Origin of the sequence: Desulforamulus aquiferis (genome assembly GCF_030577015.1) — a bacterium.
Taxonomy (GTDB): Bacteria; Bacillota; Desulfotomaculia; order Desulfotomaculales; family Desulfotomaculaceae; genus Desulfotomaculum; species Desulfotomaculum aquiferis.
Genome location: NZ_JARPTC010000009.1, coordinates 14,298 through 26,705 on the forward strand (window position 1 = coordinate 14,298; position 12,408 = coordinate 26,705).

The following is a 12,408-nucleotide window of genomic DNA, read 5'->3' on the forward strand; positions in this document are numbered from 1 at the left end:
TAATGGCACATATCGTTACTATTGGGGAGATATTGGTTGAGTTTATGGCCAAGGAAATAGGTCAAAAATTCTATGAATCTGGTGATTTTGTTGGACCCTTCCCCAGTGGTGCCCCAGCTATTTTTATAGATCAAGCAGCACAATGTGGTAGTACTACTAGGATCCTCTCGGCTGTGGGGGACGATGGTTTCGGAAGAATAAATCTGGAGCGGTTGCAAAGGAATGGAGTGGATATCTCTAAAATCAAGGTGCTGAAGGATGCCACAACGGGGGTAGCCTTCGTAACCTACAAGGATGATGGAGATAGAGATTTTATATTTCACATAACAAATGCCGCCTGTGGCCGCATAGATGAAGAGTTGGTCGGGGAAGAGGACTTTAAGGGTTGCAAGTATTTTCATATCATGGGCTCGGCAATTTACAACGACGGGGTTTATCGAGCCATCCTTAAAGGCATTAAACTGGCACAAAGAAATAATTGTAAAATTACCTTTGATCCAAATGTAAGGAAAGAAATTGTAACAAATGAAGAAAAAAGAAGTATCCTGATGGATATTCTTAATCAAGCTCAGATTATTTTAGCCGGTGAAAATGAGATTTTTTACTTAACGGGCGTAGAAGATGAACTAACCAGTGTTAAAGCCCTATTGGAGAAGAATGCTGAGATGGTGGTTATTAAAAGGGGCAGCAGAGGGGCCACCTTATATACAAAGGATGAAGTCATCAATATTGATGCCTATAAGGTTAAGGAAATTGACCCCACCGGGGCGGGGGATTGCTTTGCGGGAACCTTTGTTTCCTGCATAAACCAGGGAATTAAGCCCCTTGAGGCTCTAGGCTTAGCAGCAATAGCAGGTGCCAAGGCTGTCACCAGAAAAGGTCCCATGGAAGGAAACACCACCCTAGAAGAACTGAGATTGCTAGATAATGAAAATCAAAATAAGTAGAGGAGAAGTCTATGCTTATATCCACGAAACAAATGTTATTAGACGCTCAAATAAATGGTTATGCGGTTCCAGCCTTTAATATACACAACTTAGAGACAGCTTTATCTGTGGCCAGAGCTGCTGAGGAAATGAAAAGTCCGGTTATATTAGCCGCAACCCCTGGGACGCTGAAATTTAATGGCAGTCATTATATAGTAGCCATAGTAAAGGAACTGGCAAAAAACTATTCTATTCCCATCACCTTTCATCTAGATCACCATGAAGCCTTTGAAGATATCAAACTGCCGGTGGACTTAGGGTGCAAATCCGTTATGATTGATGCCTCCCATAAATCCTTTGAAAAAAATATCATGTCCGTGCGAGAGGTTGTGGAGTATGTACATGCTGTAGGCGGTACTGTAGAGGCCGAGTTAGGCCGAATTGGCGGCATAGAAGAGGATTTAGTAGTTACTGAGGAGAGTGAATTTTATACCGACCCCCTGGCTGCTAAGGAATTTGTAGAAAAGACAGGCATAGACTCGCTGGCTGTTGCCATCGGAACGGCCCATGGACTGTATAAATCTGTGCCAAAACTAGATTTTGCAAGGCTAGAAGAAATTCGAAGAATTATTGATCTGCCTTTAGTATTGCATGGAGCCTCGGGGCTGCCGGAAGATAGTATCAAGAAGGCAGTAGAACTGGGCATATGTAAAATAAATATTGCAACAGAGTTGAAGATACCCTTTACTGATGCCATAAGGGAATATTTATCAACTAATAAAAATGAAAGTGACCCAAGAAAATACCTTGCACCCGCTAAGGAAGCCATTGTAAAGGTGGTCAAGGAGAAGATATTGCTATGCGGAAGTAATAATAAGGCATAGGAGAATTTTTATCATGATAGCAACCATAACCTTAAATCCGTCGGTGGACATCTGTTACTATTTGGATAATCTACTATTAAATCAGAGCAATAGGATACAAAAATACTATAAAACACCTGGGGGAAAGGGAATCAATGTTTCCAAGGTATTGACTCAGCTTGGGGTCGAGGTTGCGGCAACGGGATTTTTGGGAGGGACAACAGGACAATTCATTGAAGAGAAGCTTAAGGAGATGTCTGTTACTCCCAGGTTTGTGAAAATCCAGGGCGATACAAGAAATTGTATCGCCATTGTAGATTCTTCCGGCAACCAAACCGAACTACTTGAGGCTGGACCTAATATAAGGGAAGCTGAGTCCAAGTTATTTATTAAACAGATATCAGAGTTAATCAGAGACAGTAACATCCATGTGTTAGCTGCTTCCGGAAGTTTACCTAAAGGCTTAGGGACGGATTATTATAAGAAATTAATAGAAATCGCCCATAAAAATAAGATAAAATTTGTACTTGATACAAGTGGAGATTACCTAAAGGAAGCAATAAAGGCCGCCCCCTATTTAATTAAACCAAATATTTCAGAACTAGAAGATTTCTTAGGCATGACAATTACCTCTGAAGAAGAACTAATCTCAGGGATGTATAAGCTACAGGACTATTCTATTGAGATGGTTGTAGTGTCCTTAGGGGAAAATGGGTGCCTAGCACTTTGTGGAAAGGAAATATATAAGGTTTACTTACCTAAAGTATACATAAAGAGTGCTGTAGGATCAGGGGATGCTATGCTGGCAGGTATGTTAAAAGAAATCCAAAAAGAGAGTAGCTATCAAGAAATTTTAAAGACAGGCTGTACCTGTGGGGTTTTAAATGCAATGAATGAGAAAACAGGAACCATTGATACAACTAAATTTGCGGAGATCTATAGTCAAATCAGTGTAAAAAGATTAGAATAAAGTGTGTAATATGTGATACTAAATAAAGAACCCTTTGTATTAACATACGAAGGAGGTGCAGGACAATTGATTGATAAAAATTCTAAATTACCTATTTACTATCAAATAGAAGAATGGATTAAGTCCGAAATAGAAAAGGATTCTTTTAAAATAGACAAGCTGATTCCTTCAGAAAGGGAGTTAATTGATCTGTTAGGAGTCAGCAGACATACTATTAGACAGGCTATCGGTAATTTGGTTAATCAAGGTTACTTATACCGGGTGGCTGGTAAGGGTACCTTTGTAAAGGATAGAAATCTGATCTATAAAGAAAATCGCTACTCCAGTTTTTCTGAGGATATGGCCTATTTGGGTAAAAAGCTTGAGAATAACTTACTGAGCATAGAGGTGGATAAAGCCTCCCAAAGCATTGCCAACAGACTTTCCATAAATGAGAATGATCCGGTGATCAAAATTAAAAGGGTAAGAATTGTGGATGGTACTCCCCTATCCTATGAAATGGCCTTTATAAATAGAAAAATAGTTGGAGAAATGGATAGGGATGTTGCTGCAAGTTCACTGGTTAAACATTATGAGGATATACTTAACCTAAAGATTGGCTATGCCAATGAGACCATTGAATCGGTATTAGTAACGGAAAAAACTGCTAACAAGCTCAACATGTCACTGCATTCCCCGCTTTTATTGGTAAGGTCAAAATTATTTTTAGACAATGGGCAGCAAATACACTATACGAAGAATTACTTCAGGGGTAACAAATATAAGTTTACTATTAAGCTAAATAGGTAGCTAATAAGTAAATATGTATAGCTTTTCTATTAATTTACCTTTGACGATAAATATGGTACGAGTCCTTAGGGGCTCGTTATTTAATTATCAATTATAAGTCTTTCTTGTATTACAATTGATAACCCCTTGTTTGTATTTCCTAATAATGGTAAAATAATTTAATGAGTTTTTTATAAAGGTGATGGCTTTGAAAAGGGTTAAATATAATGATTTTAAGGACAAAGTAAGAACAAAAGCTGTAACAACTATGAAAATGTTGGATAGGTCTGCACCACGCAGGCGTCCTAGGGATCAAGGAGAGGCAGAGATACTGGTGAGGTTGGCGGTGGTTTCTTGGGACAGGGCTATTTCCAGCGGTAAATTACAAAAAAAAGGAGAAAGGCGTTACAGCCTGAGGACCGATGCAAGATAAAGTTAGACAGATAAAAAATATTAATAATCGCCTTGATAAAGTAATGTATTTCACTGCAGTCCTTACCAAGGAACTAGAGGCCTATGGAATAAAGCCGATACTAGTTGGAGGAGGCGCATTAGAATTCTATACCCAAGGAAGTTATATGACTTTAGATATAGATCTAGTATTGCGTGGTAGGGAACAGGCCCAAGGGATATTGGATAAAATGGGTTTTACCAAAGGACCGGGAGAGAAAAGCTGGTATAGTGAAGAGTTAGAGTTATCCGTGGAGATACCTGATGATACTCTGGCAGGCTCAATGGAACGCTTAACTATTGTGGATTTAGACGATGATTTGGTGGTATATGTAATTGGAGTCGAGGATCTGATCATTGACCGGCTGAACGCATATAAGTGGCGGAAGTCCCTAAGTGATGGAGAGTGGGCTGTGGCAGCAATGGTTATCCATTTTGATGAGCTAGACTTTGCATACTTAACCCTGCGTTCAGAAGAAGAGCTGATCGAAGATGTTCTGGAAGAGATTATAAAGAAGGCCAAGGATATTATGGGCTAGTTAAGTATTAGAGTTGCCGAAGGGCGAGCTCTTTTTTTATTGCTAGACATTTCGCTAATCGTTATTGCTAGCAAAATTTACATAAAGGAACATTTTCAATTGTAGCAAATTTATATATTTAGTTACCAAAAAAATATCTTAGGAGGTTCAGAAGTTTAATGGTTAAAGGAACTGGATTTAAGCGTTTCAGCGCGGTATTGGTAATTGCCTTCTTACTTACTATTGCTACCCCGGCTGCTATGACCTTTGCTGCAGAAGACAATCAAAATGATGAAGAAATTATCTTGGTAGTTGAGGATGTTAATGAGGAAGTAAATGAAGATGTTAATAATGAAGAACAGGTAGCTGAGGAAGTTGAAGCTACTGAAAATGAAGAAGCGGTAGAAGAGGTTGATTTAGAAGAGGAAGCCGCTGAAGAAGCAGTGGAAGAGGAGCCGGTAAATGAAGAAGAGCTAGAATCAAATGAGGAAGAGAACCAGGCGGTAGACGAGAACTCTAACGAAAACTCTGAAAACAATGATGGAAAGCTGAGCATCTATGTAAAGGGTGTTAAAATCTCCTCTGATGTTGAGCCCTTCATTGATTCCAACAACCGTACCCAGGTTCCCTTCAGGGCTATCGGTGAGGCCTTAGGAGCTAAGGTAGACTGGGTTGCAGGGCTGCAGCAGGTTATCGTGAGCAATGATGAGTCTACGGTGGTTATGATTATCGGCGACAAGAACTACTATGTTAATAGTGCCACCCTGCAAATGGATACCGCCCCAATTATTAAAGACAGCCGTACCTTTATTCCCTTAAGGGCACTGGGAGAAGCACTAAATTGTGAAGTTACCTGGGATTCTGAAACAAGAACTGTCCATGTTGAATAATTAGTCAAAGGCCGCATCCATCAAAGGGTGCGGCTTTATCATTAAGTTATTAAACAGCGGGGAAATTCCTTTTGTACCCTTTGAAAGAAAACATACCCCAGTATAGCTATTATAATACCAGAAAGTGTCCCATATATTAGCCAGTTCCAATCGGGAAGCTGCCCCCAGATTAATATCCGCCGGGCGTCTTCCACCACATAGCTGAGGGGATTGAGGTAAAAGTAAGTTAGGAACTCCTTGGGGACCGCTGTAATGGGGTAGAAAATTGGACTCATAAAAAGGATTGCCCGAACAGCCACATTTACTACATAACCAATATCCCGCAAAAAAACTCCTAAGGCTGAAAAAAACCAGCCCAAGCCCAGGGACATCAGGATAATGGGCAGCAAGACCATGGGCAAAAAAATTAGGGTCCAGTTGACTACCCCTTTTAGCAGGGCAACGCCAATCACCAGAACAAAAAGACTAATAAGCCCGTGGACTAATGACGAGCCTACGGTAATTACGGGAAATACTTCTAGGGGAAAGTTTTTCTTTTTAACATAGCATTCATTTTTAGTTATTAGCTCCGGTGCCCGACTGACACAATCAGCAAATATGTTATAGGCAATAAGGCCACAAAATAAAATCAAGGCAAATTCACCCTTGCTTTGGCCACTATCTCCCCATTTTGATTGAAAAACTATATTAAAGACAAAGGTGTATACTACCAGCATTAAAATCGGGTGAAGTATAGACCAAAGTAAGCCTAGACGAGAACCCCTATAACGATCAATAATCTCTTGCCGTATTTTGGTTTTTATTATTCTTCTATTAATCCATAAAATCTTCATAGCACATCTTCCCCCACCTGAATGTCGCTGCTCCTTAAAGCTCAATAATACTATGGTTTGCCACCGTGATAAGTGATATTCTGATTATTTCATTGAAATAACAGTTTAGCAGGATTTGTAAAGAAGAGGTGGAATTAAAACTACAGCAGAAGAAAGGAGCAAAATATCTTGATTAGAGAATATAGGCCATCTGATGAAAAAGAATTGATAGAGGCTTGGTATGACGCCTCCATAATCGCCCATAACTTTATACCGGAGGAATTTTGGGCTTCCGAGAAGGACAATATCAAACAAAACTATTTGCCGGTGGTGGAAACCTACGTTGCAGAAATAGAGGGGAAGGTTGTCGGCTTTATTTCATTAATAGAAAACTTCATAGGAGGACTTTTCATAGCTCCCCTATACCAAGGAAAGGGAATAGGTTCGGAATTAATCAAAAAGGCCTGCAGTGTTAAGGAAAAGGAATTGGTGGTAGAGGTTTATAAAGAAAACCTAAAGGCCCAGGAGTTTTATAAAAAATGCGGATTTGAAATCTTTGGAGAAAGGGTTCAGGCAGAAACCGGCTGCTTACTGATTGAGATGAGAATGACAATACAGTAGACTAATAAATAGTTTTTTCCAAAAGGAGTAGTTTTATGTGTGAAACATTGTTTCAGAACAGCTTTTCATCCTTTGCTACCCCGGAAAGATATAAAAAAGAGACGGTTATAGTCCAGTCTAAGATCCTGGATAAACGAGTTGACATGCGCCTGGTGTTAGATTCATTACCTAATGTAATAATGGTACTAAACTGCCACCGGCAGATAGTCTATTGCAACCAGGCTTTGGTAGATTTATTAGAGCTGCCAAGCTCTTTAGACATCCTGGGTGCCAGACCAGGGGAGGCCTTTAGCTGTGTGAATGCCTGCAATAATGAAGCAGGCTGTGGCACTTCTGAAACCTGCCAAAATTGTGGGGCAGTCCTTGCCATATTGGCAGGGCAGAAGGGCAATAAAAATTCCAAGGAATGTAGGATTACTGTTAAACAGGGAGAGGAATACAGAGCCCTGGATCTGAAATTTACCGTAACCCCCTTGTCCCTGGATTGGCAGGAGTATGTCATCGTTTTTGTAACTGACATTAGTGCGGAGAAGAGAAGGGCTTCCTTGGAAAGGGTTTTCTTCCATGATATACTTAACACAGCCGGAAGCCTAAGGGGGTTTATTGAGCTGCTAGGGAATACCAGGGACCCCCAAACGGCTAAGGAACTATTCTGTGATTTAGAGGAAGTGTCAAAGTCTCTCATTGAAGAAATACTTGAGCAAAGGGATTTAATAGGTGCAGAATGTAATGAATTAATGGTCCACAAAAGACTTATTCAGGTAAGGGAATTGCTTGGCGAAGTGCAAAAGCATTTCAGCAGTCATTCCGTGACTAGGGATATCATATTAAATATAGAGGTTCCGGAGGAGGACATCACCCTTCATAGTGATCCGGTTCTATTGAGAAGGGTTTTGGTTAACATGGTAAAAAATGCGGCTGAGGCATCAAAATCAGGTGAAATGGTAAGAATTGGTGTAAACAAGGATGAAGCTCAGGTTAGTTTTTGGGTTAATAATAGTGCAATCATTCCAAGGGATGTTCAACTGCAAATATTCCAAAGGTCCTTTTCCACCAAGGGCCTAGGCAGAGGGTTAGGAACCTATAGTATGAAAATACTGACTGAACGTTATTTAAAGGGAACTATATCTTTACATGTTTCGGAAGAACGAGGAACAACCTTCACAGCCAGTTATCCTCAGAATTAAACAGCCATAGTCCTAAATCACATTAGGGCTGTGGCTGTTTTTTGGTTTGAGTGTTGATTAGTTTAAAGCTTTAAGCCATATAATTTTCAATTTAGGAAATAATGCTAGGAGGAGAGGTCGTATTATTAATACATTTTACTCTGTAAATTAACAGGAGGATATTCTATGAAGGCAATTACATATCAAGGTGTTAAGGACGTAAGGGTTAAAGAAGTAAAGGATCCTAAAATTGAAAAACCGGATGATCTGATCATTAAAGTAACTTCTACAGCCATATGCGGCTCTGATTTACACCTGATCCATGGATTAGTTCCCAATATGCCCAAAGATTATATTTTAGGGCACGAAACCATGGGCATAGTTGAAGAGGTAGGTCCGGAGGTTAGGGACTTGAAGAAGGGAGACAGGGTGGTTGTGCCCTTCCCGGTGGCCTGTGGTCATTGCTGGTACTGTGAGCATGATTTGTACAGTTCCTGCGATAACTCAAATCCCCATGGAGAAGTAGGGGGGATTTTTGGCTATAGTGAAACCTTTGGTGGGTATGCAGGAGGTCAAGCAGAGTATTTAAGGGTCCCCTATGCCAATGTAGGACCAGTAAAGGTTCCTGAAGAAATGAGTGATGAGCAGGCGTTATTTTTAACCGACGTTCTTCCCACATCCTATTGGGGAAACTTAATATGTGGTGTTAAGGAAGGAGCCACTGTGACTGTATTGGGATGCGGACCCATAGGCTTAATGGCCCAAAAATTTGCCTGGCTCCTTGGTGCAGAGCGGGTTATTGCTGTTGACTATATAGACTACAGATTAGAACATGCAAAAAAGCATAATAAAGTTGAGGTAATAAATTTTGAGGAACATGACAACACAGGAAGGTATATTAAAGAAATTACCAAGGGCGGTACCGATGTTGTGATCGACTGTGTTGGCATGGATGGAAAGATGACAATAGTGGAGATGCTCGAAACAGCAATGCTCCTTCAGGGGGGAGCAATGTCGGCTATTCCCATGGCAGCCCAGGCGGTGAGGAAAAACGGAACTGTTGGTCTTGTGGGGGTCTATGGCATGAGGTATAATCAATTCCCCCTAGGAGACTTTTTCGCCCGGGGGATTACCCTGAAAATGGGGCAGTGCCCTGCCACAGCCTATGTGAGACATCTTATGAAGTTGGTGCAGGAAGGTAAAATAGACCCTACCGATATCATTACTCACAAGCTAAAATTAGAAGAAGGTCAACATGCCTATGAGATATTTGATCAGAAGCAGGATGATTGCATTAAAGTTGTGCTTAAGCCATAAACAAAGCTTTTATTTACTAAGGTTAACTGTGGGAGAGTGTCGAGATGGCCAGATACAAATATGAAATGGTTAAGAGCAAAAATAAATAAGCCCGGGGTATTCCCGGGCATTTTTGTGGGTAATGTAAAAATATATTAAGTTATTAATAAAGATTCGCCATAATGCAGGAAAACATAATTTAAGCGTTGAATTTTTTCTGGCAATGAGTTAAGCGGAGAAAGGTATGGTAGAGATGGCGATTGTTATTGTGGATGACTCCACCGTAAGTCAAATGCTTATAAAGTCTATCCTTGAATCGGCCGGCTATACAGATCTTTATGTAACTTTCTCTGCCATGGAAGCCTATAAGACCATGGAAAAATGGGAAAAAGAAGGAAACAGCAAAACAGTAGACCTAATTCTAATGGATATAATCATGCCCGATATAAATGGCATTGAGGCCTGTCGATTTTTCAAGAGAAATCCAAAGCTGCAGGACGTTCCGGTAATTATGATTAGTGCTAAGAATACCGCTGAGAATCTCGAAATTGCCTTTGAGGCAGGCGCCATGGACTATATCATAAAGCCGCCCAACAGTATAGAGCTCCTGGCCCGGGTTCGCTCCGCCCTGAAGCTTAAACAGGAAATAGACAGTCGTAAAGCCAGAGAAAAGGAGCTGCTGGAGGTAAAGAGGCAGCTGGAAGAGGCTAACGGTATTTTACGACGTCTCTCATTTTTAGATGGGTTAACGGGCATAGCCAACAGGCGCCGTTTTGACGAGATGCTTAGTAAGGAATGGAATAGGGGCATGAGGTTGGGTATGCCCCTTTCCCTGATTCTTTTTGATATAGATCACTTTAAAAAATATAATGACAATTTGGGCCATCAGGCCGGCGATGCTTGTTTAAAGCAGGTGGCCAGCCTTTTGAGGGAGATATTAAAACGACCCGGTGATTTGGCTGCCCGTTACGGAGGCGAGGAGTTCGCAGTAGTGCTGCCCAATACTAGTTTGGAGGGTGCTGCTATTATCGCGGAAACCATTAGGTCCAAGGTTGAAGCTATGAAAATAATACAACCACAAGCAACGGGAACCCAATATCTTACAGTAAGCCTGGGAGTTGCTTCTAGGATTCCTAACCCCTATGGTTCAATTGAAAAGCTTGTTGCCGAGGCAGACAAAGCCCTGTATCAGGCTAAACAATCTGGGCGAAACTGTGTGAAGATTCATATGCCAAACTCATCAGAAATTTAGATGGTACTCTAGTGGTGCCATTTTTTATTGGCCTTCTAGGGTAAATAAGTCTGATAAAGGCATACCAAAGTATACACATAGCTTTGCTAATAGATCCCGGGGATAGCAATCCATCTCGTCTTCATAAAGTTGTCTCAAGATATCCTCGCTATAATCAATCTCCTTGGCTACCTGAGAAACCGATAATCCCCGATCATCTATGATTGGCTTAAATACCGAGCGCATTTGCATAACCATTACCATACCACCTTCCATTTTAAGTAATATTTTCTCCCGATAAGTCATGAAAAGACGTGGTAATAAATGGATGGTATTTTTATAAAAACCTTGCCAAAAAAACTGTGGATTGTTAATATAACCTCAATATGGTATACCATAAACCGGCAATACTGCCTGTTCATGTTATACCGGGCAAGGGGGTTATTTGATGACTTATATTGATGCCATTATAATATTAGTGGCTGGAATTGTGGCAGGATTCGTAAATACAGTGGGTGGCGGGGGTTCTCTGATTTCCCTTCCGGTATTAATTTTTATGGGGTTGCCGTCGGCAGTTGCTAATGGAACAAATAGAATAGCCTTGATGGTACAAAGTCTTGTGGCCATAGGGTATTTTAGACAGAAGGGCTTTTTCTACCCTAAGCTAAGTATCTATCTTGGTATTCCAGCTGTCCTTGGCTCCATTGTGGGTGCTAAATTTGCAATTTCCCTGACAGATGATATGTTTAATAAGATTTTAGCCGTGGTAATGCTGGTGGTAATGGTATTAATCATTTGGCGCCCGGAAAAAAAGTTTATAAAAACTGAGCAGGAAGATGCAGAAGTCTTAAGCAAATCAAGAATGCTTATTGCCTGCTTGGTGTTCTTTGGTGTTGGTTTCTACGGAGGCTTTATACAGGCCGGGGTTGGGTTTATTATAATTGCGGCGCTAACCCTTATTACCGGCATGTCCTTGGTTAAGATAAATAGCTTAAAGGTTTTTGTTACGGCAATATATATCTTGGCCTCTTTACTGGTGTTTGTGTTTAGTGGAAAAGTGGATTGGGTACTGGGTATAGCCCTTGCCGTGGGAAATGCGATTGGTGCATATTATGGCAGCATGTTCACGGTTTCTAAGGGGGATAAATGGATCCGCGTCTTTTTAGTTGTGACGGTAATTATCATGTCGGGGAAACTGCTGGGTGTCCATAAATTGTTTGGCCTTTAGTATTTTTAGATTACAAATTATTGCCATGAGAAACAGAGTATCAAGCTCTGTTTTTTTGTTGCCTGGTTTTGCTTGGCCAATATTGGAAAATATAAATATTATAGGTCTGAATAAAAATTACTGGCAGTGTATATCGAGCAGCATATTTTCTTGTATAATATTAAATACGACTAAAAATATATAAAGGGGTAGTTCAGGTTATGCCGGTGCAGCGTGTTCGTGAATATGTAAAGCAGTTTGATTTAAATTTGGAGCCAATAGAATTTACTGAGAAGACTAGTACCGTGGAGGAGGCGGCGAAGGTTCTGGGGGTAGAGCCAGGACAGATTGCCAAATCAATTTTATTTCGGGCAAAGGAGCATTTTGGACTGTTTGTAACCGCAGGTGACGTCAAGGTAAATTTAAAAAGGGTAAAAGCCCTGTTAGAAGGAAAGCCTAAAATGGCCACCCCTGAGGAAGTAGAGGAGGTTACCGGTTTTCGGGTGGGAGGGGTATGTCCCTTTGCCATGAGGCGGGAGGTACCTATCTATTTAGACGAATCCATGCAGCGTTTTGATGTGGTTTATACCGCAGCAGGCTCTGCCAGCTCAGCCTTACCCATCACCTTTAGCCAATTATGTGAGGTTACAGGTGGTTCTGTGGTGAACGTTCTAACCGAGGAGTAGTTAA

At 40.8% G+C, this 12,408-nt stretch carries 15 protein-coding genes; 13 read left to right on the top strand and 2 right to left on the bottom strand.

Going from position 1 to position 12,408, the window contains the following annotated elements:
• The first annotated feature begins 2 nt into the window (after positions 1-2).
• The 7 genes from P6N53_RS06645 (at position 3) to P6N53_RS06675 (ending at position 5,385) form a co-directional block, all read left to right on the top strand.
• Positions 3-947: a sugar kinase gene (locus tag P6N53_RS06645; protein WP_304542022.1), complete on the top strand. Its 945-nt coding sequence runs from the start codon at positions 3-5 to the stop codon at positions 945-947.
• Between the two features lie 11 nt (positions 948-958).
• A complete protein-coding gene (gene gatY / locus P6N53_RS06650; protein ID WP_304542023.1) occupies positions 959-1,810 on the top strand; it encodes a tagatose-bisphosphate aldolase subunit GatY in 852 nt (283 codons plus the stop codon).
• 13 nt (positions 1,811-1,823) lie between these two features.
• Positions 1,824-2,759, top strand: coding sequence for a 1-phosphofructokinase (gene pfkB / locus P6N53_RS06655; protein WP_304542024.1), 936 nt, complete (start codon positions 1,824-1,826; stop codon positions 2,757-2,759).
• A 66-nt stretch (positions 2,760-2,825) separates the two neighbouring features.
• Complete coding sequence (locus tag P6N53_RS06660; RefSeq protein ID WP_304542025.1) at positions 2,826-3,548, top strand: GntR family transcriptional regulator; 723 nt, start codon at positions 2,826-2,828, stop codon at positions 3,546-3,548.
• Positions 3,549-3,735: 187 nt separating this feature from the next.
• On the top strand, positions 3,736-3,960 hold the full coding sequence (locus P6N53_RS06665) for a hypothetical protein (protein WP_304542026.1): 225 nt from the start codon (positions 3,736-3,738) through the stop codon (positions 3,958-3,960).
• Positions 3,950-4,516 carry a UbiD family decarboxylase gene (locus tag P6N53_RS06670; RefSeq protein ID WP_304542027.1) on the top strand — a complete coding sequence of 189 codons (567 nt, stop codon included), beginning with the start codon at positions 3,950-3,952 and terminating at the stop codon, positions 4,514-4,516. Before P6N53_RS06665 ends, P6N53_RS06670 begins: the two co-directional genes overlap by 11 nt.
• A 158-nt stretch (positions 4,517-4,674) precedes the next feature.
• Positions 4,675-5,385, top strand: coding sequence for a copper amine oxidase N-terminal domain-containing protein (locus tag P6N53_RS06675; RefSeq protein WP_304542028.1), 711 nt, complete (start codon positions 4,675-4,677; stop codon positions 5,383-5,385).
• Between the two features lie 41 nt (positions 5,386-5,426).
• Here the strand turns inward: P6N53_RS06675 and P6N53_RS06680 are convergent, their stop codons facing one another.
• Positions 5,427-6,218, bottom strand: a complete 792-nt coding sequence (locus P6N53_RS06680) for an ABC transporter permease (protein WP_304542029.1) — start codon at positions 6,216-6,218, stop codon at positions 5,427-5,429.
• A gap of 168 nt (positions 6,219-6,386) precedes the next feature.
• On the opposite strand from P6N53_RS06680, the gene P6N53_RS06685 reads away from it, so the two are divergent.
• From P6N53_RS06685 to P6N53_RS06700, 4 genes are all read left to right on the top strand, one after another.
• The gene (locus P6N53_RS06685) at positions 6,387-6,818 is read left to right on the top strand and encodes a GNAT family N-acetyltransferase (protein ID WP_304542030.1); all 432 of its coding nucleotides are present in this window, start codon (positions 6,387-6,389) and stop codon (positions 6,816-6,818) included.
• Between the two features lie 35 nt (positions 6,819-6,853).
• The gene (locus P6N53_RS06690) at positions 6,854-8,005 is read left to right on the top strand and encodes a PAS domain-containing sensor histidine kinase (protein ID WP_304542031.1); all 1,152 of its coding nucleotides are present in this window, start codon (positions 6,854-6,856) and stop codon (positions 8,003-8,005) included.
• A gap of 165 nt (positions 8,006-8,170) precedes the next feature.
• Positions 8,171-9,301 carry a zinc-dependent alcohol dehydrogenase gene (locus tag P6N53_RS06695; RefSeq protein WP_304542032.1) on the top strand — a complete coding sequence of 377 codons (1,131 nt, stop codon included), beginning with the start codon at positions 8,171-8,173 and terminating at the stop codon, positions 9,299-9,301.
• Between the two features lie 223 nt (positions 9,302-9,524).
• Complete coding sequence (locus P6N53_RS06700) at positions 9,525-10,532, top strand: GGDEF domain-containing response regulator (RefSeq protein ID WP_304542033.1); 1,008 nt, start codon at positions 9,525-9,527, stop codon at positions 10,530-10,532.
• A 24-nt stretch (positions 10,533-10,556) separates the two neighbouring features.
• Here the strand turns inward: P6N53_RS06700 and P6N53_RS06705 are convergent, their stop codons facing one another.
• Positions 10,557-10,769 (bottom strand): helix-turn-helix domain-containing protein, encoded by a 213-nt coding sequence (locus tag P6N53_RS06705; RefSeq protein WP_304542034.1) that lies wholly within the window; start codon positions 10,767-10,769, stop codon positions 10,557-10,559.
• A 190-nt stretch (positions 10,770-10,959) separates the two neighbouring features.
• On the opposite strand from P6N53_RS06705, the gene P6N53_RS06710 reads away from it, so the two are divergent.
• Positions 10,960-11,739 carry a sulfite exporter TauE/SafE family protein gene (locus P6N53_RS06710; protein WP_304542035.1) on the top strand — a complete coding sequence of 260 codons (780 nt, stop codon included), beginning with the start codon at positions 10,960-10,962 and terminating at the stop codon, positions 11,737-11,739.
• 200 nt (positions 11,740-11,939) lie between these two features.
• Entirely contained in the window at positions 11,940-12,404 is a 465-nt protein-coding gene (locus P6N53_RS06715) for a YbaK/EbsC family protein (RefSeq protein WP_304542036.1), read from the top strand.
• Positions 12,405-12,408 lie beyond the last annotated feature (4 nt).

Bases quoted from the DNA above. Each gene is read 5' to 3' on its own strand.
- P6N53_RS06645 (WP_304542022.1), top strand. From the start codon at position 3: ATGGCACATATCGTTACTATTGGGGAGATATTGGTTGAGTTTATGGCC.
- gatY (WP_304542023.1), top strand. From the start codon at position 959: ATGCTTATATCCACGAAACAAATGTTATTAGACGCTCAAATAAATGGT.
- pfkB (WP_304542024.1), top strand. From the start codon at position 1,824: ATGATAGCAACCATAACCTTAAATCCGTCGGTGGACATCTGTTACTAT.
- P6N53_RS06670 (WP_304542027.1), top strand. From the start codon at position 3,950: ATGCAAGATAAAGTTAGACAGATAAAAAATATTAATAATCGCCTTGAT.
- P6N53_RS06675 (WP_304542028.1), top strand. From the start codon at position 4,675: ATGGTTAAAGGAACTGGATTTAAGCGTTTCAGCGCGGTATTGGTAATT.
- P6N53_RS06680 (WP_304542029.1), bottom strand. From the start codon at position 6,218: ATGAAGATTTTATGGATTAATAGAAGAATAATAAAAACCAAAATACGG.
- P6N53_RS06690 (WP_304542031.1), top strand. From the start codon at position 6,854: ATGTGTGAAACATTGTTTCAGAACAGCTTTTCATCCTTTGCTACCCCG.
- P6N53_RS06695 (WP_304542032.1), top strand. From the start codon at position 8,171: ATGAAGGCAATTACATATCAAGGTGTTAAGGACGTAAGGGTTAAAGAA.
- P6N53_RS06700 (WP_304542033.1), top strand. From the start codon at position 9,525: ATGGTAGAGATGGCGATTGTTATTGTGGATGACTCCACCGTAAGTCAA.
- P6N53_RS06705 (WP_304542034.1), bottom strand. From the start codon at position 10,769: ATGGTTATGCAAATGCGCTCGGTATTTAAGCCAATCATAGATGATCGG.
- P6N53_RS06710 (WP_304542035.1), top strand. From the start codon at position 10,960: ATGACTTATATTGATGCCATTATAATATTAGTGGCTGGAATTGTGGCA.
- P6N53_RS06715 (WP_304542036.1), top strand. From the start codon at position 11,940: ATGCCGGTGCAGCGTGTTCGTGAATATGTAAAGCAGTTTGATTTAAAT.